Source organism: Mucilaginibacter sp. (assembly GCF_028288225.1).
In the GTDB taxonomy this organism is placed as follows: domain Bacteria; phylum Bacteroidota; class Bacteroidia; order Sphingobacteriales; family Sphingobacteriaceae; genus Mucilaginibacter.
Genome location: NZ_JAQBOC010000006.1, coordinates 1 through 24,927 on the forward strand (window position 1 = coordinate 1; position 24,927 = coordinate 24,927).

The 24,927-nt window shown below is 42.6% G+C and carries 22 protein-coding genes and 1 tRNA gene; 9 read left to right on the forward strand and 14 right to left on the reverse strand.

Translation table 11 applies throughout. The annotated features are described in order from the left end of the window. Positions 1–1,919: OB-fold nucleic acid binding domain-containing protein (locus tag JWQ54_RS01430; protein ID WP_299579128.1), on the forward strand; the 1,919-nt coding region annotated here is incomplete at its 5' end. A gap of 110 nt (positions 1,920–2,029) precedes the next feature. Here JWQ54_RS01430 and JWQ54_RS01435 read toward each other — a convergent pair. Next, positions 2,030–2,263 carry a hypothetical protein gene (locus JWQ54_RS01435; RefSeq protein ID WP_299579129.1) on the reverse strand — a complete coding sequence of 78 codons (234 nt, stop codon included), beginning with the start codon at positions 2,261–2,263 and terminating at the stop codon, positions 2,030–2,032. Between the two features lie 887 nt (positions 2,264–3,150). Here JWQ54_RS01435 and JWQ54_RS01440 point away from each other — a divergent pair. Both JWQ54_RS01440 and JWQ54_RS01445 read left to right on the forward strand, forming a co-directional pair. Next, positions 3,151–4,167 (forward strand): family 43 glycosylhydrolase, encoded by a 1,017-nt coding sequence (locus tag JWQ54_RS01440; protein ID WP_299579130.1) that lies wholly within the window; start codon positions 3,151–3,153, stop codon positions 4,165–4,167. A gap of 398 nt (positions 4,168–4,565) precedes the next feature. Next, positions 4,566–5,066 carry a VOC family protein gene (locus JWQ54_RS01445; RefSeq protein WP_299579131.1) on the forward strand — a complete coding sequence of 167 codons (501 nt, stop codon included), beginning with the start codon at positions 4,566–4,568 and terminating at the stop codon, positions 5,064–5,066. Between the two features lie 103 nt (positions 5,067–5,169). Here JWQ54_RS01445 and JWQ54_RS01450 read toward each other — a convergent pair whose 3' ends face one another. The 3 genes from JWQ54_RS01450 to JWQ54_RS01460 all read right to left on the reverse strand — a co-directional run bounded on the left by JWQ54_RS01450 (position 5,170) and on the right by JWQ54_RS01460 (position 7,878). Continuing rightward, positions 5,170–6,327, reverse strand: coding sequence for a heparan-alpha-glucosaminide N-acetyltransferase domain-containing protein (locus tag JWQ54_RS01450; RefSeq protein WP_299579132.1), 1,158 nt, complete (start codon positions 6,325–6,327; stop codon positions 5,170–5,172). Positions 6,328–6,904: 577 nt separating this feature from the next. Next, on the reverse strand, positions 6,905–7,324 hold the full coding sequence (locus JWQ54_RS01455; RefSeq protein ID WP_299579133.1) for a hypothetical protein: 420 nt from the start codon (positions 7,322–7,324) through the stop codon (positions 6,905–6,907). Further along, entirely contained in the window at positions 7,321–7,878 is a 558-nt protein-coding gene (locus JWQ54_RS01460; RefSeq protein WP_299579134.1) for a sigma-70 family RNA polymerase sigma factor, read from the reverse strand. The genes JWQ54_RS01455 and JWQ54_RS01460 overlap by 4 nt, the downstream gene beginning before the upstream one ends. 113 nt (positions 7,879–7,991) lie before the next feature. Between JWQ54_RS01460 and JWQ54_RS01465 the strand changes: the two genes are divergently transcribed. Both JWQ54_RS01465 and JWQ54_RS01470 read left to right on the forward strand, forming a co-directional pair. Next, complete coding sequence (locus JWQ54_RS01465; protein ID WP_299579135.1) at positions 7,992–8,330, forward strand: hypothetical protein; 339 nt, start codon at positions 7,992–7,994, stop codon at positions 8,328–8,330. Between the two features lie 91 nt (positions 8,331–8,421). Further along, on the forward strand, positions 8,422–10,872 hold the full coding sequence (locus JWQ54_RS01470) for an outer membrane beta-barrel protein (RefSeq protein ID WP_299579136.1): 2,451 nt from the start codon (positions 8,422–8,424) through the stop codon (positions 10,870–10,872). A gap of 55 nt (positions 10,873–10,927) precedes the next feature. Here JWQ54_RS01470 and JWQ54_RS01475 read toward each other — a convergent pair. Then, a tRNA-His gene (locus tag JWQ54_RS01475) sits at positions 10,928–11,001 on the reverse strand. Positions 11,002–11,293: 292 nt separating this feature from the next. On the opposite strand from JWQ54_RS01475, the gene JWQ54_RS01480 reads away from it, so the two are divergent. Next, positions 11,294–13,384 carry a cation-translocating P-type ATPase gene (locus JWQ54_RS01480; protein ID WP_299579137.1) on the forward strand — a complete coding sequence of 697 codons (2,091 nt, stop codon included), beginning with the start codon at positions 11,294–11,296 and terminating at the stop codon, positions 13,382–13,384. A 137-nt stretch (positions 13,385–13,521) separates the two neighbouring features. Next, entirely contained in the window at positions 13,522–13,992 is a 471-nt protein-coding gene (rnhA, locus tag JWQ54_RS01485; RefSeq protein WP_299579138.1) for a ribonuclease HI, read from the forward strand. Between the two features lie 79 nt (positions 13,993–14,071). Here the strand turns inward: rnhA and JWQ54_RS01490 are convergent, their stop codons facing one another. The 9 genes from JWQ54_RS01490 to JWQ54_RS01530 all read right to left on the reverse strand — a co-directional run bounded on the left by JWQ54_RS01490 (position 14,072) and on the right by JWQ54_RS01530 (position 22,454). Continuing rightward, the gene (locus JWQ54_RS01490; protein WP_299579140.1) at positions 14,072–14,566 is read right to left on the reverse strand and encodes a metallophosphoesterase family protein; all 495 of its coding nucleotides are present in this window, start codon (positions 14,564–14,566) and stop codon (positions 14,072–14,074) included. Positions 14,567–14,582: 16 nt separating this feature from the next. Next, positions 14,583–15,287: a methyltransferase gene (locus JWQ54_RS01495; protein WP_299579142.1), complete on the reverse strand. Its 705-nt coding sequence runs from the start codon at positions 15,285–15,287 to the stop codon at positions 14,583–14,585. 25 nt (positions 15,288–15,312) lie between these two features. Further along, positions 15,313–17,016 (reverse strand): GMC family oxidoreductase, encoded by a 1,704-nt coding sequence (locus JWQ54_RS01500; protein WP_299579144.1) that lies wholly within the window; start codon positions 17,014–17,016, stop codon positions 15,313–15,315. Positions 17,017–17,153: 137 nt separating this feature from the next. Continuing rightward, positions 17,154–17,543, reverse strand: coding sequence for a VOC family protein (locus JWQ54_RS01505; RefSeq protein ID WP_299579145.1), 390 nt, complete (start codon positions 17,541–17,543; stop codon positions 17,154–17,156). Next, positions 17,536–17,820 (reverse strand): type II toxin-antitoxin system HicB family antitoxin, encoded by a 285-nt coding sequence (locus JWQ54_RS01510; protein ID WP_299579146.1) that lies wholly within the window; start codon positions 17,818–17,820, stop codon positions 17,536–17,538. The genes JWQ54_RS01505 and JWQ54_RS01510 overlap by 8 nt, the downstream gene beginning before the upstream one ends. 103 nt (positions 17,821–17,923) lie before the next feature. After that, entirely contained in the window at positions 17,924–20,146 is a 2,223-nt protein-coding gene (gene purL / locus JWQ54_RS01515; protein ID WP_299579147.1) for a phosphoribosylformylglycinamidine synthase subunit PurL, read from the reverse strand. Between the two features lie 152 nt (positions 20,147–20,298). Next, a complete protein-coding gene (locus JWQ54_RS01520) occupies positions 20,299–20,550 on the reverse strand; it encodes a hypothetical protein (protein WP_299579148.1) in 252 nt (83 codons plus the stop codon). A 198-nt stretch (positions 20,551–20,748) separates the two neighbouring features. After that, positions 20,749–21,561 carry an energy transducer TonB gene (locus JWQ54_RS01525; protein WP_299579149.1) on the reverse strand — a complete coding sequence of 271 codons (813 nt, stop codon included), beginning with the start codon at positions 21,559–21,561 and terminating at the stop codon, positions 20,749–20,751. A 68-nt stretch (positions 21,562–21,629) separates the two neighbouring features. Then, the gene (locus JWQ54_RS01530; protein WP_299579151.1) at positions 21,630–22,454 is read right to left on the reverse strand and encodes an energy transducer TonB; all 825 of its coding nucleotides are present in this window, start codon (positions 22,452–22,454) and stop codon (positions 21,630–21,632) included. A gap of 551 nt (positions 22,455–23,005) precedes the next feature. Between JWQ54_RS01530 and JWQ54_RS01535 the strand changes: the two genes are divergently transcribed. Together JWQ54_RS01535 and JWQ54_RS01540 are read left to right on the forward strand one after the other, a co-directional pair. Beyond that, the gene (locus JWQ54_RS01535; protein WP_299579153.1) at positions 23,006–23,371 is read left to right on the forward strand and encodes a hypothetical protein; all 366 of its coding nucleotides are present in this window, start codon (positions 23,006–23,008) and stop codon (positions 23,369–23,371) included. Between the two features lie 238 nt (positions 23,372–23,609). Beyond that, on the forward strand, positions 23,610–24,917 hold the full coding sequence (locus JWQ54_RS01540; RefSeq protein WP_299579155.1) for an ammonium transporter: 1,308 nt from the start codon (positions 23,610–23,612) through the stop codon (positions 24,915–24,917). The last annotated feature ends 10 nt before the right edge of the window (positions 24,918–24,927 follow it).

The following is a 24,927-nucleotide window of genomic DNA, read 5'->3' on the forward strand; positions in this document are numbered from 1 at the left end:
CAATGGGCTTATCCGAAGATAGCATTAAACGCATTGGTGCAACAATTTGGGATTTTAGCGAGGAAGGCTTTGACGAAAAAAGATTGACGGAACAAGGACTGAACCCACGTGACCCGTTGATCTACAAAGTATTGGAACTGACTACGCTACTGATGGGCTTCCCCCGGCAGTTGGGGCAACATACCGGTGGCTTTGTGATCACGGATAATAAGCTATCCGACCTCTGCCCGGTCCTTCATGCCCGGATGGAGAACCGCACACAATTGGAATGGAACAAGGATGACCTGGAAGCTTTGGGTATCCTGAAAGTAGATATATTAGGCCTGGGTATGCTGACGATGATCCGCAAGGCGTTTGACTTGGTGCAGCAGTGTTACGGTAAAAAATTAACGCTGGCGAACGTTCCCCAGGATGACCCAAAAGTTTACGAAATGATCTGTCATGCCGATACAATTGGTGTATTCCAGATCGAAAGCCGGGCACAAATGTCCATGTTGCCGCGCCTCAAACCCACCTGCTTTTATGATCTCGTGATCGAAGTCGCCATTGTACGCCCGGGGCCGATACAGGGCGACATGGTGCATCCCTACCTGCGCCGCCGTAACAAAGAGGAACCGGTGGAATACCCTTCAAAAGAACTGGAAGAAATATTAGGCCGCACGCTCGGGGTACCCTTATTCCAGGAGCAGGCCATGGAGATCGCCATTGTTGCCGCAGGGTTTACACCCGCAGAAGCAGACGAGTTGCGGCGCAGTATGGCGACTTTCAAAGCCAACGGCAAATTATACCTCTATGAAAAGAAGCTGGTGGACGGCATGGTGGCCAAGGGCTACGAGGAAGGCTTTTCCAGGCGGGTTTTTAAGCAGCTGCAGGGCTTTGAAGGGTATGGTTTCCCGGAGAGCCACGCCGCCTCCTTTGCATTGCTGGTTTATATATCTTCCTGGCTGAAATATTATTACCCCGATGTATTCTGCGCAGCATTACTCAACAGCCAGCCGATGGGCTTTTACCAGCCCGCGCAAATTGTTCGGGATGCGCGGGATCACCAGGTCAAGGTGCTGCCGGTAGATGTTAACTATTCATTTTGGGACAATAAGCTGGAAGAAAAGGACGGCGCGTATCATGCGGTTCGATTGGGTTTCCGGCAGGTCAAAGGGTTACGCGAGGAAGATATGACTTTATTAATAGCAGGCCGCCATTCATTTTACAGCCATGTTGACCAGCTGCAGGGGGCAGGCGTCCCCGAAGGTGCTTTGGAAAAGCTGGCAGATGCAGATGCCTTCCGCTCCCTGGGCGCAGACCGCCGCAAAGCTTTATGGGAGGTATCGGCTTTAGGCGACCGGCCCATAGCGCTTTTTGAGGGGCAACAATCGGAAAGCGTTAAAGAGGTACAGGTGCAATTACCGCTGATGACCGATGGTGAGCATGTGGTGCAGGATTATTCTTCTATTGGCTTATCCCTGAAAAACCACCCCGTAACACTCGTACGTGGAAAGCTGGACCTGCTGCACAACACAAAAATTGCTGATCTAAAAAACCGAAAAGACGGCGACCCTGTCAAAGTGGCCGGCCTGATCACCGTCCGGCAACGGCCCGGCACGGCTAAAGGCATCCTGTTTATGACGCTGGAGGACGAAACCGGCGCAGCCAATATCGTCGTGTGGGAAAAGCTGTTTGACAAATTCCGTAAAGAAATCATCCAGTCCCGCCTCTTCATGGTGGAAGGAAAATTGCAGATCGAGGGCGAAGTCATCCACGTAGTCGCCAGGCGCTGTTTTAACCTGAACAGCCTGCTGCGCGGGCTAACCATAGCAAACGAAGATAACCTGCCACTGCTGACACTGGCACGCGCAGACGAGACGACAGCGCCCGGTCCTGACAGCAGGGAGGCTTTTCATAAGGGGAGGAATTTTAAATGAGCAGAAATATCTGTGTGCATTGTGATAAGGGTGTAGATTAAAACCCCAGACAGCGAGTGCAAGGGGGCTTTTACTGCTTAGGTCGCTGCATAATACGCTGGCCAAAAAAATCATTTCAAGCATGCCTGATCCCGAAACACATAAAATTGGTAGCAAACTTCAACGAGAATATGAAATGGCTCTGCATCCCGTGATTCAGTAGGTATAGTATTTATCCATTCGTTCAATTCCATTATGCGTTTACACATGATCGGATAATATTTTGATATATCATTGCCGACGTACCAGTCTGCGGTTATATTCATTAAATCAAGGTGAATTTCGGCCATGAATGCATCATTCATTTTTATCAATGTTAGGGAGAGCTTCGGCTAATAATAGATTAATTCAGGGGGAGTTGTATTGTTTTTGCAGACTGCAATCGTGACGGGTTTATCATAGTAACCGGACTTTGATCGCAGGGCATGGGTACTGCCCAGCCGTTATTGCAGCAAGGACACCAAGCGATACTTTGATCAATGTAAACCGTCATGATTGTGATGCCGCATTGTTATCGGGCGGTCTGTCTACCAGAGATTGAACTTGCGGGCTTTTAACGCCAATACCATACGGCACCAGGCCAACGGGAGCTGTAGCTTTCATTAATGGGTCAGTATAAATTTAATCGGGGACTTAAAGGTATTATAATTTTTTGATTATCAAACAATTAAAATTTTCAGTGGATTAATTTCGTCATCTATTCGGTGCAGGCAATCTGCATAGTCAGATATCGAAAGCTCCTGCATTCTCTTGTCTTTTGCCTTCCCACGCAAAACAACGGTAAGCAATTGATCGGGAGCAGCATCCAAATTGACCCGCACCATACTGCCCCTATCGCGGGCGCTGAATACTTTGAATTAGATGCCTGCGGTTTGAAAATAGTTGTAATCAGGTATTACTCTCATAAATTTAAATTTCCCTATACAACACATCTTCAAAGGATATTCAATAGCACACAGAGTAGAAAAAAGCGTAGGAGTTCGAATTAAAGGCATACTGTAAAATGCACGACAGTAAAAACGCTTACTCCATAGCTGGTCTGAAAGAATTTGGTTCTAAATATCAAAGATAATAACGGTATTAATGTTTTATTAACGCTTTGTTATCCCGCAAAGCGTTATTTGCAACCGATACCACAAGAATAAAATTTGCTTAATCCCCTTTTGTAAAAACCAAATTATTAAGACAAACTATGCACATACGAAACTTTTTTTTCAAAGAGATCAAGACCGCTACTTTGAGGAAAACCACTGTCGTTTTATTTACTGCTGCAACTATATTTTCGGGTTGTAAGTCACAAAAATCAATTTCAATTTCTAAATTGGCGGAAAATCCGTTTATCAGGCATATGTATACCGCAGATCCCTCTGCAAGAGTATGGAAAGATGGCCGGTTATATGTTTATGCTTCACATGATGTGGATCCTCCGCGTGGATGCGATTTGATGGACCAGTACCATGTTTTTTCAACTGATAACATGGTGAACTGGAAAGATCACGGTGAAATATTGCGTGCCAGCCAGGTACCATGGGGCCGCAAGGAAGGTGGCTTTATGTGGGCTCCGGATTGTGTTTATAAAAATGGTACCTATTATTTTTATTTTCCTCATCCCAGTGGAACAGAATGGAATAAAACATGGAAAGTTGGAATTGCTACAAGCAAAAAGCCAACAGGTGATTTTGTTGTGCAAGGATACCTCGAATTAGGTAACGACAATTATGCGATGATTGACCCATGTGTTTTTGTTGATGATGACGGACAAGCTTATTTTTATTATGGCGGTGGTAGCAGATGCGCCGGAGCCAAATTGAAAGACAATATGTCTGAACTGGCTCAGCCTTTAGTATTTATGGATGGGTTAAAGGATTTTCATGAAGCTACGTGGGTGTTTAAAAAAGATGGATTATATTATCTCACTTATGCCGATAACAATAAAGTGAATGGAAAAAGTGCTAATCGTCTGAATTATGCAACGAGTAAAAGCCCTTTAGGCCCCTGGACTTATAGGGGTGTTTATCTAGACGCAACGGGCTGTGACACAAGCCACGGTTCAGTGGTAGAATATAAGGGGCAATGGTATGCTTTTTATCACAACGATGTACTTTCGGGACAGGGAAATCTTCGTTCTATTTGTGTGGATAAGCTATATTTTAATGCTGACGGAACAATTCAAAAGGTTATTCAAACAGGAAAGAAAAGCAATAAATAATAAGCAGCTTCCGGTCGTCTTATTGCAATTCTGCAAACCTGGGCTGAGTATAAACAATACATTATTGCAATGGCTTTTCAAAGGATAAGCCGTCACGCCTGCACGAACGAAGTTCCGAGATAATCTACCTGAAAAACAAAGAGTTACAAGCAAAAAAAGCGGGGCAAAAACCTGTTTTTCAGACCTCGCCCCATAAGGGGTCCTAATGGTACAAATGTCGAACCGGTTTATATTGGATTTGGAACAAATTGCTGGATTTTAGAACTAAGCTACCATTGAATTTTGATTCTGCCATTTGCACCCCTTTACCTTTCAATTCATTTTATCAAATATTTAATTGCGCTGGTGTTTGCAAAATCAACTTGCGTATTTCCTATCTTTAGGTTAAAATGCATATCATGAAAAAGTTTGCGCTAATCGGCCTGCTTTGCGCGGCCTTCCTGTTGGGCTATGGTTTCAGCCGTGTAACCAATACTGTTAATAGCGGTCCGCGCGTGACGGGCCTCGGTGGTATTTTTTTTAAGGCCAAAGACCCCGCGGCACTGAAAGCCTGGTACAGTAAGAACCTGGGCATCCGCATGGGGGAATACGGTTCAACTTTTGAATGGCACCAGGGCATGGACAGTACAAAAAAGGGGTTTACCGCATGGGCACCGTTTAAGGAAACCACCAAATACTTTCAGCCCTCTGAAAAACAATTTATGATCAATTATCGCGTGGAAGGGTTGACTCAACTTTTAGCCCAAATGAAAGCGGCGGATATCCTGCCGGTTGACAGCGTGGAAAAGACGAGCTATGGTAATTTTGTACACTTGATGGACCCGGAGGGCAATAAGATCGAATTATGGGAGCCCAATGATGTGGAATATGCCAAAATGGGCACCGCCACCACCAAATAAACAGCAGCGATGTCTATTCGCCTATGGTCGGTGTTATCCTTTAGACTTGCAGAAAAAAACGGAATGTGTAAAGATCAAACCGTGACTTACCGGCGGATGCCCACTACAAATAAGAGAGCCACCACCGGCGGTGCGCACGTTTATAATTACCATACCATTTACAAGGGAAATAAAATGCAGCCACCACAGACAGCCAAAAAAGATAGACGGCCCATAAAGGGAAACCAAAGCCTTGTGCCTGCCACACAAACGGATTTCCATCTGATTTGAATGGAAGGCCCTTCACTCCGATCAATAAAATATTCATAACCCTAAGCAGGCATAAATGCCCGATAAAATAGAAGTAGGGTACATTGCCATAGACTTCAAAGAAAGCGGTTACCCGATTATTGAACTTTTCTGCAAGTGCCAGCAGGACCATTACCGGCCCTAGTGTCATAGAGAAAAAGAGCAGTGAAGGCGTTTGTTTCGTTGTGTTGAGAAAAGACAGTAACGTATGGGCCGCATTCCGCTGGACCGACCAGGGAGCCGGGTCGCCATAATGGTTGACCATCCGCAATAGGATAAACACTCCGATGAACGATAAACCGCAAGCCAATAATACTTTTTGTCTTTTCCTAGCGTCGGCCCCGGTTTGATACAGTTTGCCAAAAACGTAGCCCAGCAGCAGTGCACCCGTCCAGGGGATGACCGCGTACAATTCGGCGATCGACCGGTGGGCGCTTAGCGGTATGATCGCTCCCCTGGCGGTCAGAAAAATAGTGCACAAGATACCCGTTATTTCATTTTCAGGAGGCCGCACGTAATCCAATGCATTATGCCCAAATAGAATGAGTAATGCTATAGCAGCGATCACCGCCCGCGGCGCATTGATCAGCAGCGCGAGGATAATCATCCCAAAGCCAATAACCCAAAGAACTTCCAGCACAAGCATGTGGTACTGCAGATCCAGGCTAAACAGTAAGCTGATGATCAGCAGGTCCGACAGAATGAGCCACGCCCCTCTTTTGAGCAGGACGCGGCTGAGTTCTTTTTTTGTTCTGCTCTGCCCTGCCAGGAATGCCGATACTCCGCTGAGAAAGACGAACGTTGGTGCGCAGTAATGCGTGATCCAGCGGGTGGAAAAAAGGATCACTGTTGTGGTATGCATGTTCACCGGCGAGGGCCCCGGGTAATGCAGGAAGTCGCGCGAATGGTCCAGCGTCATGATCACCATGATCAGGCCGCGAATAATGTCGATAGCATGGATGCGTTCTTTCATCGGTTCGGTTCAGATTTAAATACGGTAAGCCCAGCTTTCAGGTTGTTTCAACAACGAGTTGCCCACGGTTATTCGTTCCGGCCCAAGATTTCTGAACAAGAGAATTTTTATCGTTCAACTTCGTTTATTACCGCTTGCAATATACGACCAAAAATGCTTTCGCCAAAGCTTGCTTACCCCGCACTAAAGAACTTAATGCGGCAGTGGACGCTTGCATGATACCCGATTTCTCCGCTTTCAGACTTTAGTCGGCGTTATCACTGCATTAATTCCATTCCAAACAAAAAACGCCTCTCATTTACATGAGAGGCGCCTGGGTCGATCATGGGTCTATTTTCAAATAACTTTATAGCTGACTTGAAAAAAATTGCTCGAATTTGAGGACGGTAATGGGGCAAATTCGAACCAAGATGAATTTTATGGAAAAATCATTTTAAACAATATAGAGGTTGCAAAATGTAGCAATCCAGCGCGCGACCTTCAACCATACAACGCTTATTTTATCTATTATCTTAGTTGGTGCACGGCCTGGGAGCAAGTCTTCCAGGGAGCTTTAAGTTTAAAAATGCTGCTACTGTTAAAGCTCCGGCCTTTTAAAAATAGTTGATTTTATCAGTACCTGGTCGAGATATTGGATGGTTAGAAAACCGAATATACCCAAAAAAAATACCCATTTATAGTCTGTGGCTATGTTTAAAAATCCGCTGCCTAACTGTGGCTTTAATAGGAAAAACAGGCCATAGATCAATGCCATAACAACTGAAACTACCGCTATTGATATTAAATACGACCGCAGTTCGCTGTTCTGCCTGCTTTGGGCCTGCACCTGGCGTGTAACCCTGGCTGAAAAATCAAAAGGCAAGCCTTCAGCGGGCTCCCTACTGAGCAGGTCAAATAAGACGTGATAGGCTTTCGTGTCAACCGGGGGCATGCCGTCACTTTTATGTCCGTTTTCTTCCAGCCAATTTTGTATTTCTTCGTCATTCATCTTCTTCATAACAATTCGCTTTTAAGGTATATTTCCATCTTTTGCTTTAATAATTTTCGCGCCCTGAAAAGATAATTTTTTATCGTCCCTTCGGGCATTCCGGTAATTTCGCCGATCTCCTCATGGGAGAACTCATTGAGGTGAAAAAGTGTTATTACGGTGCGGTATTTGACCGGTAATTGTAAAACCAGCTGTTCAATATATTTTGCCGCATCTTTTTTGGTCAGCAGCAGCTCCGGGTTATCGTTGGTAAAATGGTAATTCTCCATATCCTCCGGGTAATTGATCGATACTTCCTTTTTATACTTTTTTATATAATTAATACCGGTAAAATAGGCTATCCGGGCTATCCAGGTGGAAAGCTTTGACTGATAGCCAAACCTGAAAAGGCTGTTATACACCTTAATGAAAACTTCCTGGCAAATATCCTCTACATCCTCCGGCTCACGTACCAGTCGGTTGACCACAACATAAACCAGGCGTTCATATTGTTTCACCAAAGACTCAAATGCGCCCATATCGCCATTTAAAATTTTGGTGACAGCCTCCCTTTCATTAAACATACCTCATTAGTCAGCAGTTATGAAAAAAGGTTGCAGTAAATATTTAAAAAAAATTGCAACCTAAACCCTTCCGGAGTTGACTACTGTGTAAATTTCATTTAAAAGAAATCAATATGAATCAGCAAAACTCAGCCTTCTTTGCGGTGATCGGACTGGCCGTCACCATCGCATGGGTCATCATATCCTGGTATAACTACCGCCTAAAAAAACGCATTATCGATTCCGGTCCCTTAAACGATGAAGCGCTTGGCTTCGTCAAAAAGCTGTCCGGTTCAGGTACCGAGGCGCTCAAATGGGGCTGCATCATCTTTTCGGCGGGGATGGGTTTGGTCGTGATCGATTTTATCAAATATGATAACGGGTCATCCTTACCCTTTGGCATCGAGGCCATGTTCATTGCGGCCGGTTTCCTGGTTTACTACTTCGCGTTAAAAAAACAGCAACAGCCTTAATTCCGCGGCCAGCATCATCATTCATTTTATAGAAATTAAAAGTATTTTTTACTTAAGGGGAAGATTATTGCCCTTTCAAACCTTTATCATCATGAAAAATAACTACGGGTATTTCATTTATTTTCTCTTTATCGTAATTTGCTTTGCTCAAAATTCGTCAGCTCAAAACAAAATAACAAGCGGCCGGATAAGTGGAAATATTACTGACAGCATCTCACAAGAGCCGGTGCGTTTTGCAACTTTGAGCCTTAGAACGGCAAAAGACAGCCTGGCTATGACTACCGTCAGCAAAGCAGATGGCAGTTTTAGTATGGACAATATCAGGCCGCAGACATACCGCCTGGTCATTATTTCAATTGGTTATGAACGAAAGATCGCGAACATTGACCTGGCAAATACCAAAGAAATAAATTTAGGCAGGCTAGGATTAACCCGCCTGACCCAAAGCCTAAAGGAAGTTCAGATAACAGCCGACCGGCCCATCGTTCAGCAAAAGACCGACCGCATTATTTACGATATGCAGGCCGACCCCGAAAGCAAAGTAACCAGTGTTTTGGGCATGATCCACAAGATACCCTTTCTTTCTGTTGACGCGGATGATAACGTGCTGATGAAAGGCAATACCAGCTTTAAAGTGCTGATCAACGGCAAAGAGTCGGGCATGTTCACCAATAATCTGAAGGAAATATTAAAAAGCATGCCGGCTACAAATATATTAAGAATAGAAGTGATCACGACCCCGCCTTCCAAATATGATGCCGAAGGTTTGGCAGGTATCATCAATATCATCACCAACCGCAAAATAGCAGGGGGCTACAAGGGGAATATTAATCTCAATGAAGGATTGCCGAATAGTGGCCCCGGTGCGGGCGGCTCGGTCACCGCGCAAAATGGCAAATTCGGTATCAATGCGTTTGGCGGCGGCAGTGCATACACTAACCCGGCGACAAATTACGAAACCAGGCGCACTGCTTTTGGCGGGAATCCTTCCCTGTTACAGCAGGCAGGCTATAACAGCGGCAGTGGTAGAAATGGCTACTTTGGCACAGATCTGAGTTATGAGATCGATTCGCTGCACCTGCTTTCAGCTGATTTTAACATCAGCGGCAATAAGAAAAATGGTTTTACCTATCAAAACTCCCGCCTTAAAGTGGCGGACGGCACCTTGTTGCAAGGCTATGACCTGGATAATCATAACCATTCCAACGGCAGCGGCTTTGATGCCGCATTGAATTACCAGTTGGGTTTTAAGTCGGATAAAAACACGCTGCTGACGTTTTCCTATCGCTATTCGCAGACCAGCAGCCATAATGCTGCCGATATCAGTTTCAGCAACCCTTTCGGCTATCCCACACCGGATTACCGGCAGCCCGATAACGAACAATCGCGTGAACAAACTGTTCAGGTCGATTATACAAAGCCTATCCATAAAGTGATAATGGAAGCCGGGGTAAAAGCCATTTTCCGTAATAGCAGGAGCGACTTTGAATACCTGTCGCTCGATAGCGCCAGCAACCAGTTTGAGAACGATGCGGCATTGGGTAATACCTTCAATTATGCGCAGGATGTTTTCGGGGTCTATAACTCGTACCGATTCAGTCTTAAAAAGTATAATTTCAGCGCTGGCCTCCGTGCGGAAGAAACGTACATAAAAGCCAATTTTATCTCCACCGGAACCTTTCTCGACAAGACGTATTTTAATATATTGCCATCACTTGCGATCAGCCGTCCGTTTGCCGGTAACCGCAGCCTGAATTTCGGCTATACACAACGTATCCTGCGACCGGGTATTGGCCGGCTTAATCCTTTTGTTGATCGCTCTAATCCTAATTTTATCATCGCAGGCAACCCTAATCTCCGGCCGGTGATCATGAATGACCTCCAACTGGGTTACAGCACTACCGCAGGTAAAAATATATCCCTGTTTGTTGCTGCTGACTATACTTTTTTTAATAACCTGGAACTGCCGGTCATTTCGTTCGACCCCGCAACACAAGTCACTATAACCACTTATGAAAACAACGGGAAGGGCGGCGGCGTGGGTGTTAATATCAACCTGAACTATTCACCGGTTAAGTTTTATAACCTCAGCATTAACGGGAATGCGCTGCAGTTTTTTGTAAACGGCACCGGCAATATAGCCGCCAGCCGGATGCACATCCTGGCGGGCCACGTTTCGCTATCCAACAGCTTTAGATTTGACGGCGGCTGGAGCGGTAATGTGAATGCAGACTACCAGAGCCGTATGCCGCATTCCATACAAGGCGTTTCGAATGCTTATTTCAGCACTTCAGTGAGTGTCAATAAAGAACTGGTCAAAGACAAACTCTATGTCTCTGGTGCAGTGAATAACCCTTTCACCAAATTCCGCAACAACGTTGTAACCACCACCTCGCCGGATTTTTTCCAGGTCGATGAAAATCAAAAATATTTCAGGTATGCTACCTTCAGCCTGAATTATAAATTTGGAAGGTTGAAGAATGATATCAAAAAGAGCCGTAAAAATATTAAAAACGATGATGTGGGCAACGGAGCGTTTTGAGCGTCATGGTTATACATAAAAAAGTAGCTGGCTACAATGTAGCCAGCTACTTTTGGGTAAATGATGGGGCTCGAACCCACGACCCTCGGTACCACAAACCGATGCTCTAACCAACTGAGCTACATCTACCGTTTTGGAGAGTGCAAAAATAGGAATCTTACGCTAATTTGCAAAGTCTTTTTTGATTTAAGTTGAAAGGCACATAGTGGTTGTAAAAGTTGTAGTATTTTTAACGATCAGATTACGTTGAAATGGCTGTAATAGTAGTAGACGTTATAAAAGGCGCATTTATTTTTCTAAATCCTTACGGCAACTTTAACCCGTACAACCAATAACCTCTACAACACTACAACTACTTAAAATTACAATATGGTTACTCATTTAGTTTAGAATGATTTTAATTAATGGGTAGCTTTGTAATATGACAGAGCAATTGGTTGAACTTAACGTGACGGGGATGCATTGTAATAATTGTGCCTTGTCTATCCATAAACTTTTAGAGAAAAAGGGATTACAAAATATATTGGTTGATTTTGCCAGTGAAGAAGTAAAGTTTTCAAATAACGATACCACTACCCTGCCCGGTATTATTAAGGACATTGAAGGCCTGGGCTTTAAGGTAGTTGATGACCCGGAAACTCAGATTACTCCTTTTTACGAAAAGGTAGAAAATAAATTCATCTTTTGTGCCATACTTACCGCTCCCCTGTTATTGCACATGGTTTTACCCTGGCATTTTCTGCATAATCCCGTTGTTCAGCTAATATTATGCCTGCCTGTTTTTTTGGTAGGATGCCTGCATTTTGGTAAGAGCGCTATTAATTCTATCAGAGGCGGGGTACCCAATATGGATGTGCTGATATTTACAGGATCGACAGCCGCTTTTATATATAGCTTGGTGGGTACCGTTCAAAACATGGGTGAACAATACCAGTTTTACGAAACCTGTGCCACCATTATTACACTTGTATTGCTGGGCAATGTCTTTGAAAAACGCTCAGTTACTCAAACAACCTCCGCTGTAAAGGATCTGATAAAAATTCAACAGGTAAGTGCTAATAAGATACTTAATGGCGAAGTAGAAGTTATAAGCGCCAAAGAAGTTCGCCCGGGTGATATACTCTTGGTGAACCACGGGGACAAGGTCCCGGTTGATGGTGAAGTATTATCAGGCAATGCCTCGGTTGATGAGGCCATGCTTACCGGCGAAAGTATTCCTGTTGAAAAAGAAAAATATGATACAGTTATAGGGGGTACTATTATACAGCACGGTAATATAACAATGCTGGCTACCAAAGTAGGTTCAAATACAGTATTGGCACAAATCATCGAGCTGATGAAAAAAGCACAGGCTGCCAAACCGCCTGTGCAAAAACTAGGCGATAAAGTGGCTTCAATATTTGTTCCTGCTGTTATTTTGATCGCATTGATAACTTTTGTACTTACCTATTTTGCCGGGGGAACCGGCGTGCAAACTGCTTTAATGAATGCCATTGCTGTTTTGGTAATTTCGTGCCCCTGTGCAATGGGTTTGGCCACTCCTACCGCTGTGATGGTAGGCCTGGGCAGGGCGGCCAAAAACGGCATTCTGATAAAAGGCGGTGATACCATTGAAGCAGTTGCCCATACCAAATATGTGGTGTTTGATAAAACCGGGACTTTAACCACCGGTAAATTCCGAATTAATGAAATAAAAGCAGAGGGCGATATAAGTGCTGAACAGATAAGGGGCATTATTATGGCAATTGAGGAACGGTCAAATCACCCGATTGCCAAATCATTGGTGAATGAGCTAAAAACACTGCCGCAAACCAAGCTGATATTAAAGTCGGTTAAGGAAGAAAAAGGATTGGGTATGCGTGCCGAAGATATAGAAGGTAATCATTACTTTTTAGGCTCGGGTAAAGCAACCGATGAAAAAGGATTTAATATATCACTTTACAAAAATCAAAAACTATTGGCCCAAATAGCTATTGACGATGAAATAAAGCCAGATGCCGCAATGCTTATTGTACAGTTAAAAAAAATGAACATCATACCTGTATTGCTAAGCGGCGATAAAAATAACAGGTGTTTAAAAGTTGCAAAGCTGATAGGGATAGATGACGTGCATTCAGAAAAACTCCCTGATGAAAAGCTAACCGTTATTGACATTTACAAGCAAAAGGGCAAAACTATAATGATAGGCGATGGCATTAACGATGCCCCTGCCTTAACCAAAGCTGATGTGGGCGTTTCAATGAATGATGCCAGCCAGGTAGCTATTCAGTCGGCGCGGGTAATATTGCTAAATACTGATCTTCATTCGGTGGTTAAATTCCTGCAGATCAGCAAACATACGTTGCTTACCATAAAACAAAACCTTTTTTGGGCATTTGCATATAACATTATTGCCATACCTATTGCTGCATTAGGTTTCTTAAATCCGATGCTGGGCGCATTTACTATGGCTTTCTCAGATGTTGTGGTGATTGGGAATTCTTTGAGGCTGAAAAGGAAGCGATTGGGTTAGTTTGTGAGTGGTCCATGGTCGATAGACCATAGTCCATGGTAAATCCTTTTTCATATAAAAAATACAGTTTAGCTTAATGTTTTCTATTTTTGAAGCCAACTATGGACTATCGACCATGGACTATGGACTAACAACAAATGATCGAAATATTTACAGACGGAGCATCAAGCGGAAACCCGGGCCCGGGTGGTTATGGTGTAATTTTACGTTCGGGCAAGCATTATAAGGAACTTTCTGAAGGTTTCCGTAAAACCACCAATAACCGCATGGAGTTGATGGCAGTTATTAAAGGCCTTGAAGCTATAAAAACGCCTAACCAGGACGTTACTATTTACTCCGACTCCAAATATGTTATTGATTCCATCGAAAAAAAGTGGGTAAATGGCTGGTTGCTTAAGGGCTTTGCCGGTAAAAAAAATAAAGATCTTTGGCTGCGTTACCTTGATGTCAGCAAACTGCATAAAATTAAATTTGTATGGGTACGCGGTCATAACGGCCATCCTGAAAATGAGCGTTGCGATGTTTTGGCTGTAGCCGCAGGTAAACAAAAAAACCTGCTGATTGATTCTGTTTTTGAAATGGAAAATGCGAAGGTAAACCTTTTGTGAGTAGTTGATTAAGTTAGATTGGGTTGATTAAGTTTTGAATGCATTAATAACCACTTACCTCATCAACTCAATCAACCACTCACTTACCAGCCAATTCAATAATCTGCAAATCCTGAATTTTGTCCTCATTTATACCGAACCTCATTAATGTGCGTACTTTTTGCCATCCCTGCTTGCCTGCCGCGCCAGGGTTCAAGTGCAGGCAACTGATCTTTTTATCATAAATAACTTTCAAGATGTGTGAATGTCCACAGATAAACAGCTGCGGTGGATTGGTATAAATTTCGGGCTTTACCTGCGCGCTATACCTATCCGGGTAACCGCCAATGTGCGTCATCCAAACATCTACGTTTTCGCATTTAAATCTTAAGTTTTCGGGGTAGGTTATTCGTATGTCAGCGCCATCTATATTGCCGTAAACGCCCCTGAATGGCTTAAAGGCAGCAAGCTTGTCTGCTACTTCAATATTACCAAAATCACCGGCGTGCCAGACCTCGTCGCAGTTTTCAAAATGTTTAAAAACCGCATCATCAAGGTAGCTGTGCGTATCAGATATAAGGCCTATTTTGGTCATTTAGTTTAGATAGTCGTTAAAAATTTATAAAATATGGCTGCAACAGCTTTTTATATTCCTCTGAATAAATTCCCGCAGTTTCATATACGATGAAATTAACTGTTTCTATTGAAACTTTTTCAAATCCAAAACATACCATTTCCCGGTGTGGCTCTGAATTTTTAAATGAACGGATGGCAATCGTTTTATGCAGATGCAGACCATTTTGCGTTGCTAATTCCCCTATCAGCGTTGCGGTTTGAACAGGTAATATCAACCAGCATAAGCCATTTTGCAATAAATGCTCGGCTATATCTTTCATTAATACTTCAAAAAAGTTCTGGTCAGTATGTTTTGCCAATGACTTTTTAGCCTTCGGCGATTCCAGCGAATTTAGATAAAAAGGTGGATTGGATATGATTAGGTCATATTTGTTTTCAAGGCGATTATCAAAGAAAGCCCCGATATTCATTGAAAAAACATCCAGTTGAGCATGAAAAACAGAGTTCTTAAAATTTTCTTCAGCCGTTTTGGCTGCTGATGAATCTATTTCAACGGCTTCAATCTTTGCGTCAGTAAACCTTTGGGCAAGCATCAATGCAATAACACCCGTTCCGGTACCAATATCCAGGATGTTTTTAGGGTTATTACCAGTGGCTATTGCACCAAGCAGCACCCCATCGGTATTGATCTTCATAGCACACCCTGTTTGATCAACACTGAATTGTTTAAACCTGAACATTCACAAAACTATTCAAATATTTAAACTATAAATTCCCTTTTTTCATCTCATTTACGGCATAGGTTGCTGCCCTTGCAGTTAAGGCCATATAAAGAATTGAAGGACTTTGATTTCCTGTGCTTGTCATGCAGGCGCCATCAGTTATAAAAACATTTTTACAATGATGCAGCTGGTTCCACTCGTTAAGTAATGATGTTTTTGGGTCTTTCCCCATCCGGCACCCACCCATTTCGTGAATATCCAATCCTGGGGCTTGCTTATTTTCATAGGTTGATACATTTGTGCACCCTGCTTTTTCCAGCATCTCCTTGCTTTGAACCAGGAAATCTTTGATCATCCGCTCATCGTTATCATCATATTCAACCGAAGTTATCAATAGCGGGATTCCCCATTGATCTTTTTGATCGGTGCTTAAACGTACATGATTTGTGATTTTTGGCACCGTTTCGCCCTGCATATACATATAAACCGTCCAGCGGCCCGGCTCGGTAAGCGAATCTTTATAAGCTGCACCTATTTCACCGTTTTGTGTTTCCACCGGGCCACGCTCGCGATTTGCGCCCATAAATGTGGTGAAGCCACCAAAGTAGTCGGTCTCCTGCGTATTTAAATTGCGGTAATTAGCCAAAATCAATTCTGTTGGATTACGGCCATAATAATAGCTATCTAAATAACCTTCCATTTCGCCGCTAACTGATGCCCGGTAATTCTGGAAAGCCACATATTTCCCCAGCAAACCATTATCATTGCCCAAGCCATTTGGGAACCTGTTTGATTTTGAATTTAACAGCACCAGGTTACTGTTTAAAGCCGATGCATTTAAAAATATAATGCGGGCAAAATAATCGGTAACCTCTTTGGTATTGGTATCAATAACCCTAACGCCGGTAGCCTTGCCCAGTTTTTCGTCGTAAATAATAGAGTGTACTACAGAAAAGGGCCTTACCGTTAAATTACCGGTGCGTTTAGCCCAGGGCAAGGTTGAGCTTACTGAACTAAAATACCCACCAAACGGACATCCGCGCATACATAAATTACGTGCCTGGCATTGCGCACGTCCCTGGTCTAAATGGATCTGATTGGGCTTGGTTAAATGTGCCCAGCGGGCATGCACCAGGTGCCTGTCTTTATAATTTTCACTTATTTTTTTACTGATAACTTCCTGAACAACATTCATATCAAACGGCGGTAAAAACTCACCGTCGGGCATAGCTTCAATACCATCCTTATTGCCGCAAACGCCTATAAATTTTTCCACATGCGAATACCAGGGCGCAACATCGTTATAACCAATTGGCCAGGCTATGCCGTAGCCGTAACGTTCGGGATTGGTAAACTCAAACTGGCTCCATCGCTGGCATGCACGGCCCCAGGTTAATGATTTACCGCCAACCTGGTAACCCCGGATCCAATCGAAAGGTTTCTCCTGGATATATGGATGATCTTTATCTTTTACAAAAAAATGCGCATTATCTTCTCCGTATCCCGCTGCCTTACTTATCAACGGATTTTCCTTTAAAAATGCCGTACTCATCCGGCCACGGTGTTTAAAATCCCATGGCGGCATGGTTGCAGTAGGGTAATCCTTAATATGCTCAACATTGCGCCCACGCTCCAGCACAAGGGTTTTCATGCCCTGCTCGCACAATTCCTTAGCAGCCCAGCCACCGCTGATGCCTGAGCCTATAACAATAGCATCATAAGTATTTTTCTCCGTTCCTTTTGACATAATAAATTAGGTATTCATAAAAATCAGGCGTTAATCAACTATTCTCAAATGATATACTTGGTTGATAATGAGAACGACCAATATTCCAGAAGTATTATAATTTGGTTTGATAAATATAGAGCTTGTTTGGCAGGTTATCAAGCTTCATAAAGCTCAATAGGCAATTCATCAGGGTCGGCAAAAAAAGTAAAGCGCTTTCCTGTAAACTCATCTACTCTTATAGGCTCAATAGCGATCCCCAGCTTTTGGATGTGCAATGCAGCTTCTTCAACATCATCAACCTCAAAAGCTAAATGACGTAAGCCAGCGGCTTCGGGCCGGGATGGCCGGGACGGTGGGTCTGGAAATGAAAAAAGCTCGATCTGGTATTGGCTTCCCCCCTCCAGATCAAGCTTATATGATCTTCTTTCTTCGCGGTAAACTTCGCGAACTATCTTTAAACCAAGCACCACGCTGTAAAAATGTTTAGACTTTTCATAGTCTGAACAGATGATAGCTATGTGGTGTACCCGGTTTAACTTAAGCATGCTGCGGCACAGCTATTTCCACTTCGGTTATAAAATACTCTTCCGCAATTTCGCCTGCTTTAAATACGCCATCTGAAATATGCTGACTGATACCTTTTGCTTTAGGAATATCTTCATTATCACTTACCATCGCATCTATATGCAGGTGCAATGCTTCCTTTATTTCTGATACTGTTTCTTCAACAGTTTTTCCCGTAGCAACACAACCCCAAACATCCGGCGAAAATGCCGAATAGTTATTCTTTGTCTTTTCAATAACAACAAGATACTTTTCCATTATACAAACATATCAGCGGGAGACGCGAAGCATCGCGTCTCTACGAAAATTCCTTTTTATTTTTTTTGACTACAGACTTTCGACTAAAGACTTTCGACTCCTCTCACGCGCCTAAAATTTCATGCAGCACATTATTATAAACCATTTTTATATCAGTGATATGACCGAACAATTCTTCATCTACATTTAAAAAACCGTTGGTAACAGTTCCCAGCAGGCTAAAGTCTATTTCGCTGGTAGCCATCATTTCAATAAAGCGTTCCTGGTCAGCGGGTGCAATGCTTACTACTACCCTGCCCTGAGCCTCACCAAACAAAAAGGCATCCTTACGAATAGCGCTATCGGTTTCAATTTCGAATCCTAAGCCATTTGGCATAGCCGATTCAATAAGGGTAACATATAAACCGCCATCAGCCACATCATGGGCCGATTGGATCACTTTATGCTGGATCAGTTGTTTTACAACCTGGTGCATAGCATATTCCTTATCTAAATCAAAATAAGGAGCGGGTGCTGCCAATATTTTATGGTACGATGCCAGGTATTGTGACGATGCAATATCATTAACAGATTCACCCACTAAATAAACAAGGTCGCCTGGTTGCTTAAAGTCTGATGTCATCATGTTCGACAGGTCATCCATTACCCCAAGCATTCCAATTGTGGGTGTTGGAAATACCGGCCCATCGTCTGTTGATTGGTTATAAAAGCTTACGTTGCCACCTGTAACCGGGGTCTCAAATTTGCGGCAAGCCTCGCCCATTCCCTTTATGGCACCGACAAACTGCCAGTAAACTTCAGGCTTATAAGGGTTGCCAAAATTAAGGCAATTGGTTATCGCAACAGGTTCACCGCCGGCGCAGGTTATATTACGGGCCGCTTCGGCAACTGCAATAGCTGTACCTTTTTGCGGATCGGCATAAACATAGCGTGATTGGCAATCAACAGTAATTACTATCGCCTTATCAGTATCTTTAACCGCAACCACAGCGGCATCGCTTGGGCGGTTAGTCGTCATGGTTGAGGTACCGATCATTGAGTCATACTGATCAGTTACCCATCTTTTTGATGCAATATTAGGGTGACCTATCAAATGTTCAGCAACAGCAATAAGGTCTGCAGGTTCTGGAACATCTTCAATTTTAAATTTTTGGTTTTCTGCAAAATAAGCGGGTTCGCGGTATTCACGTTCGTAAACCGGGGCACCACCACCCAATACAAGATCATCAGCAGGGACATCAGCAACCATTTCGCCATTCATATAATATATAAGGCGTTTGGTATCTGTTACTTCACCAATAATGGCACAGTTCAGATCCCATTTATCAAACACAGCCTCAACTTCCTTTTCACGGCCTTTATGAACTACAATAAGCATCCGCTCCTGTGATTCGGAAAGCAAAATTTCATAGGGCTTCATATGCTCCTGGCGCATTGGTACCTTATCCAAATAGATAACCATACCGTGCTCACCTTTGGCAGACATTTCAGAGTTTGAGCAGATAATACCTGCCGCTCCCATATCCTGCATACCTACAACAGCGCCGGTTTTAATAACCTCAAGCGTGGCCTCAAGCAAGAGCTTTTCTTGGAAAGGGTCACCAACCTGAACAGCAGGAAGATCATTAACAGAGTCTTCTGTTATATCTTTTGATGCAAATGCTGCACCATGGATCCCATCCTTACCGGTTGCAGAACCAACTATATAAACCGGGTTGCCAACACCATATGATGTTGCCGATACAGTATCACCTTCTCTCACTATTCCTGCCGAAAATGCATTAACCAATGGATTAACGTTGTAACAATCGTCAAAAAACAGCTCGCCGCCTACAGTCGGGATCCCAAAAGCATTCCCGTAATGGCTGATACCTTTAACCACACCTTTAATAAGCCACTTTGTACGGTCGAGACTCAAATCGCCAAAGCGAAGCGAGTTCAATTGCGCAATTGGCCTTGCACCCATAGTAAATATATCGCGGTTTATACCGCCTACTCCTGTTGCGGCACCCTGATATGGTTCAAGCGCCGATGGGTGGTTATGTGATTCTATTTTAAAGGCACAGCCCACGCCGCCGCCAAGATCCACAAGGCCTGCATTTTCTTCACCTGCCTTAGCCAGCATCCGCGGACCATCTTTTGGTAAGGTTTTTAGCCAGGTGATTGAGTTTTTGTAGGAGCAGTGTTCGCTCCACATTACCGAGAAAATAGACAGTTCGGTAAAATTGGGCACGCGCCCTAATATTTCTTTTATACGTTCAAATTCTTCGGGTAGTAAGCCTAAATCTTTGGCGGTTTCAACGGTGGTTAATTCCTGGTGCTCCAATGTAATATCGTTTTTTTGAAAGGAAGCACAAAATTAGTAAAAAAGGTGAAAGGATAAAGGTAAAAGGCGAAAGGTTTTTATTAATGCGTTAAGACACAGTTTGCAGATCAGGATCAGGTTTTGTGTTTTGATAGACGTTTTTTATGCATTCGTCATTCACTTAAAGACATGGTTTTGCCATTTATCACATCATAATAACTAACCGCGTATGTACCACTATTAACCTTGTACCAATCGTAAGTAAATAATCTTTCGCCTTTTTCCTCACTTGTTGAAACATAATAATACTGGTCTGTTTTAGTTGGAGTGTTTTGGATATAAGCCCTCAAAAATGTAATTGAATGTACGCTTTCGCGGATCTTGTTTTCCTTTACTACCTCAGGCAAAGAATTAATTAGTTTCAAAACTCGTCTTTCCTGTTTATTTGTCCCATTACAATCCTGGGCTTTAATTTTCAGGGAGATTAACATTAGTAAGCCAAATACGAGGGCGACTTTTTCATAATGGATGACTTACTAAATATACGGATATTGAAATTTTAAGCCTTGCGACATTTAAAAAATGTCGCAAGGCAGTCCTCCAAGATAACAATCTTTCACTTACTATTCCGACAGCTGAAAATTAATCGGTATCGAATATTTCACGCGTACCGGCTGGCCGTTTTGCATACCGGGTTTCCAGGCCTTGGCAAGTTTTAATACACGCAAGGCTTCTTCATCAAAGCCATGGCCTGCACCTTTGTCAACAGTTATATTTGATAAGTGCCCGTCTTTTTCTATAATAAAGCTCAGGAAAACTTTACCGCTTATTCCATCTTCCTGAGCGGCAACAGGGAATCTTAAATTTTTATTTAAAAATTTGGCCCAGGCAGCATTACCGCCAACAGGCATAGGCATTACATCAAGACCACCCGAAAGGTGTACTGATTCATCCGGCCCCGGTGTACCAGGAGGCGTTTCAATTATAGCAGTGTTGGTGCCAGTAACAGGTCCCTTTGTTGTTTCTGCCCCTATAGCTCCTGTAAGATCCGCATTTTTTGGCGGGTTAACAGTTTGAGGATCTGGCTTTGCAACCATCTCTACAAACTTGGTAGTCGCTGTAACAGGAGGCAAAGCTTCAGCTTTTATATGTTTTGGCGGTACAGGAGGTTTAACTTCCTTAATGTTCTTAACTGGTGGGGGTTGAATATATGGATCATTTATTACTTGAATTACTTTAACCTGATCAGGGGTTGTTTTTAAAACTATACTTGCTCCACAAAGCACAGCAATACTAAAGAAGGCAATTCCCATGGCCTTTATCATATTACTGGCATAATGCTGCCTTAAATAATAAGCGCCATATTCTTTGTTACGGTCATCGAATACAAGATCGAGCCACTCGGTCTTGTACAAATTAAATTTTGAGATAAGCATAGGATTGAAATTAAATTTTAGGTTAAAACATCTGTTAGCATAAATCTTAGTATTGTAACTATTTGCCTTTACTCAGACAGTTGAAAGTTAATTGGGATCGAATATTTTACACGTACAGCTTGACCGTTTTGCATACCCGGTTTCCAGGCTTTGGCTAACTTCAATACGCGAAGCGCTTCTTCATCAAAACCATGACCAGCAGGCCTATCAACCGTTATATTTGATAAATGACCGTCTTTTTCTATAATAAAGCTAAGAAAGACCTTGCCACTTATTCCATCTTCCTGGGCAGCAGTTGGGAACCTCAAATTTTTATTTAAAAATTTGGCCCAGGCAGCATCACCCCCAACAGGCATCGGCATCACATCAAGACCAAACGAGGGGTGAACCGATTCATCAGGAGCAGGCGCAGTTCCTGTCCCGCTGGGTGTGTTATCAACAGGCAACTCAACATTAGCACCGCCTTTTCCTTCCAAAGTAGCCTGACCTACAGCGCCTTTAATTTGATCATTTATAACAGGTTTTTCCGCATCATGATCTGGTACTACAACCGGAGGTACAACCTTGGTTGTTAACACTTGGGTCACTGGTAACGGTTTCGGAGTTTTTATATGTGCAGGAGGATCTATTTTTTTTACCGGTGGTGTTACAGGAGGCAAAACAAGGGGATGATTACCATCATAATGCGTTATATGGATAATTGGTTTCTCCGAACTTAGTATTATACTGGCTCCGCAAAGCACAGCAATACTAAAGAAGGCAATTCCCATGGCCCTTACCATATTACCGGCATAATGTTGCCTTAAATAGTAAGCTCCATATTCTTTGTTACGGTCGTCGAATACAAGATCGAGCCACTCGGTCTTGTACAAATCAAATTTTGAGATAAGCATAGTGATTGAAATTAAATTTTCTATTATAACGTTATAACAATATATGGTATTGCAACATTGTAACTTTTAGGATTATTTCAATAAATAAATGCAACATTGTGTATTTTAATAACTAACAATATAGTTTTTTATCAAAACACTAACAAAATGCAACATTGTGTATTTTAAGCTTCACCATTTTACCTGCCGTTTTGTTGTAATTCTACTTTTTTTTCTTAATCGGTATAAAATATTTGTTTGGGCCCAATTGGGCCCGTTATGCTGTTTCTATTCATCATTGAATGTTTTAACAAATTAATAAGAGCAATCAGTAGTCCCATATCCTATTTAGTCAGCTTTTTGAAACTATTTGTGGGGATTTTTTTAATTTATTGCTACTGAAATGCTTTAATCAATCAATAAGTGATCAAAAATCCATCCAATTGAATATTAAAACGCACACAAGCACACAACAAAGCACATTACTGTTAATATTTACATAATTTCAATCTAAAAATTAAAAAAATCATATTTAATGTGCATTTTATTTAAAAAATATTTACTTTTATGACATGCAAATCAGGCTTTTTAAAATAATCGCCTTCTTTTTTTTAATTTTTAACGGGTATTATGTATCCGCTAATAATTTTTTTCATAATAATTACCGGGAAGAGTCTAAAAAAGCAGCATTTGTAAAAGAATCGCTAAATAAATTTCCGCATGACCCTTTCAATTACGAATTTATAATAAACAGGATCCCTGTTCAATTATCGAATGTACAGCAAGCCCGCAACGTGCATTATTCGCAGGGAATCGGTAACAATCCAAATACTTACAGCATAGCCGTAAGGTATCTTAATTTTATTTGCGGGCGGGGCAACAGCGGGCTCTCGCGATTTCGCAAACTCATCCTCTTTCCATTTCACGCTTTTTGGTAGGATTAAAAGGTGAATAGAAAACATCCACCGTTGTGCTGATTACACATACGGAATTATTGTTTTTAATTTAGTTTTTAATACTGCCCGGAGTTTTGATTGAGCTCCGTGCAGTTTATTAGTCTTGAGTCGATAGTCTTAAGTCCTAAGTCAACACGAATTGAAGAGCATTTTTTTCACTTTTGACTTCTGACTTACGACTACAGACTTTTCCTTTATTCTTTTCCCAAAAAACTTAAACATGAAAAAATTCATACCCTTTAGTGTACTTATAATTGTAATTATACTTGCCCTCGTTTATCCCTCCGTTGATATTGTAAACATAAAAGACAGCCTGATAAACTCCGGCGATACTGCCTGGTTACTGGTTAGTACCGCGCTTGTGCTGATAATGACTCCCGGTCTTGCATTTTTTTATGGTGGCATGGTAAGCAAAAAAAATGTGCTGTCAACCATGATGCAAAGCTTTGTTTGTATGGGTGTTATTACCATTATATGGGTTATATTCGGCTTCAGCCTTGCTTTTGGCGATGACATTGGCGGCGTAGTTGGCGACCCTAAAACATTTTTTATGATGAAGGGCATGCTGGGTAATGCAACCTGGAAGCTTGCCCCTACCATTCCCCTGGTACTATTTGCTATGTTCCAATTAAAATTTGCGGTAATAACACCGGCGTTGATCACCGGTGCATTTGCCGAGCGGATCCGTTTTAACTCCTATATCATATTCCTTTGCTTGTTTATGATAGTTATATATGCCCCATTGGCGCACTCAACATGGCATCCCGATGGCTTTTTGTTTAAACTTGGTGTGCTTGATTTTGCAGGCGGTACAGTTGTACACATGTCTGCCGGATGGGCGGCCCTTGCATCAGCATTGTATCTTAAACAGCGAAACCAAAAGGCACATTCTCCGGCCCGTATCAGCTATGTATTATTAGGCACAGGCCTGCTTTGGTTCGGCTGGTTTGGCTTTAACGCAGGTTCGGCCTTAGGTGCAAATGCTTTAGCAGCAACGGCTTTGGGTACTACCACAACAGCATCAGCAGCGGCAGCAATATCCTGGATATTTTTCGATATGCTCCGCGGCAAAAAGCCTTCAGTTATGGGCGCATGTATTGGAGCTGTTGTAGGCCTCGTTGCCATTACCCCGGCAGCAGGTTTTGTAACAATTCCGCACTCATTAATTGTAGGTATTGTTGCGGCAGTAGTAAGTAACCTGGTAGTTATCTGGAGGTCATCAACCAGCATTGATGATACACTTGACGTATTTCCCTGTCATGGTGTAGGTGGTATGGTTGGCATGCTTATGACAGGTATTTTCGCTCACGTAAATGTTAACTCAGCAAATACTACCGGCAATGGCTTATACTATGGTCAAACACATTTATTTGTTGTTCACCTTATTGCACTTGTAGGTGTTTCAGCATTTGCTTTCTTTGGTTCATTACTGCTATTAAAAATAACTGACACGATAAGCAAGCTGCGTGTATCTCCCGAAGAAGAACTTATCGGGCTTGACAGAACCCAGCACGACGAAGAACTATAATTGCAATCAA

What these genes read in the sequence shown, in the direction of transcription:
- JWQ54_RS01470 (WP_299579136.1), top strand. Translation starts at nt 8,422, where the DNA reads ATGAAAAATAACTACGGGTATTTCATTTATTTTCTCTTTATCGTAATT.
- JWQ54_RS01510 (WP_299579146.1), bottom strand. Translation starts at nt 17,820, where the DNA reads ATGGAAAAGTATCTTGTTGTTATTGAAAAGACAAAGAATAACTATTCG.
- JWQ54_RS01480 (WP_299579137.1), top strand. Translation starts at nt 11,294, where the DNA reads ATGACAGAGCAATTGGTTGAACTTAACGTGACGGGGATGCATTGTAAT.
- rnhA (WP_299579138.1), top strand. Translation starts at nt 13,522, where the DNA reads ATGATCGAAATATTTACAGACGGAGCATCAAGCGGAAACCCGGGCCCG.
- JWQ54_RS01460 (WP_299579134.1), bottom strand. Translation starts at nt 7,878, where the DNA reads ATGTTTAATGAAAGGGAGGCTGTCACCAAAATTTTAAATGGCGATATG.
- JWQ54_RS01440 (WP_299579130.1), top strand. Translation starts at nt 3,151, where the DNA reads ATGCACATACGAAACTTTTTTTTCAAAGAGATCAAGACCGCTACTTTG.
- JWQ54_RS01445 (WP_299579131.1), top strand. Translation starts at nt 4,566, where the DNA reads ATGAAAAAGTTTGCGCTAATCGGCCTGCTTTGCGCGGCCTTCCTGTTG.
- JWQ54_RS01530 (WP_299579151.1), bottom strand. Translation starts at nt 22,454, where the DNA reads ATGCTTATCTCAAAATTTGATTTGTACAAGACCGAGTGGCTCGATCTT.
- JWQ54_RS01435 (WP_299579129.1), bottom strand. Translation starts at nt 2,263, where the DNA reads ATGAATGATGCATTCATGGCCGAAATTCACCTTGATTTAATGAATATA.
- JWQ54_RS01450 (WP_299579132.1), bottom strand. Translation starts at nt 6,327, where the DNA reads ATGAAAGAACGCATCCATGCTATCGACATTATTCGCGGCCTGATCATG.
- JWQ54_RS01465 (WP_299579135.1), top strand. Translation starts at nt 7,992, where the DNA reads ATGAATCAGCAAAACTCAGCCTTCTTTGCGGTGATCGGACTGGCCGTC.
- JWQ54_RS01500 (WP_299579144.1), bottom strand. Translation starts at nt 17,016, where the DNA reads ATGTCAAAAGGAACGGAGAAAAATACTTATGATGCTATTGTTATAGGC.
- JWQ54_RS01495 (WP_299579142.1), bottom strand. Translation starts at nt 15,287, where the DNA reads ATGTTCAGGTTTAAACAATTCAGTGTTGATCAAACAGGGTGTGCTATG.
- JWQ54_RS01455 (WP_299579133.1), bottom strand. Translation starts at nt 7,324, where the DNA reads ATGAAGAAGATGAATGACGAAGAAATACAAAATTGGCTGGAAGAAAAC.
- JWQ54_RS01505 (WP_299579145.1), bottom strand. Translation starts at nt 17,543, where the DNA reads ATGCTTAAGTTAAACCGGGTACACCACATAGCTATCATCTGTTCAGAC.
- JWQ54_RS01525 (WP_299579149.1), bottom strand. Translation starts at nt 21,561, where the DNA reads ATGCTTATCTCAAAATTTAATTTGTACAAGACCGAGTGGCTCGATCTT.
- JWQ54_RS01490 (WP_299579140.1), bottom strand. Translation starts at nt 14,566, where the DNA reads ATGACCAAAATAGGCCTTATATCTGATACGCACAGCTACCTTGATGAT.
- JWQ54_RS01535 (WP_299579153.1), top strand. Translation starts at nt 23,006, where the DNA reads ATGCAAATCAGGCTTTTTAAAATAATCGCCTTCTTTTTTTTAATTTTT.
- JWQ54_RS01540 (WP_299579155.1), top strand. Translation starts at nt 23,610, where the DNA reads ATGAAAAAATTCATACCCTTTAGTGTACTTATAATTGTAATTATACTT.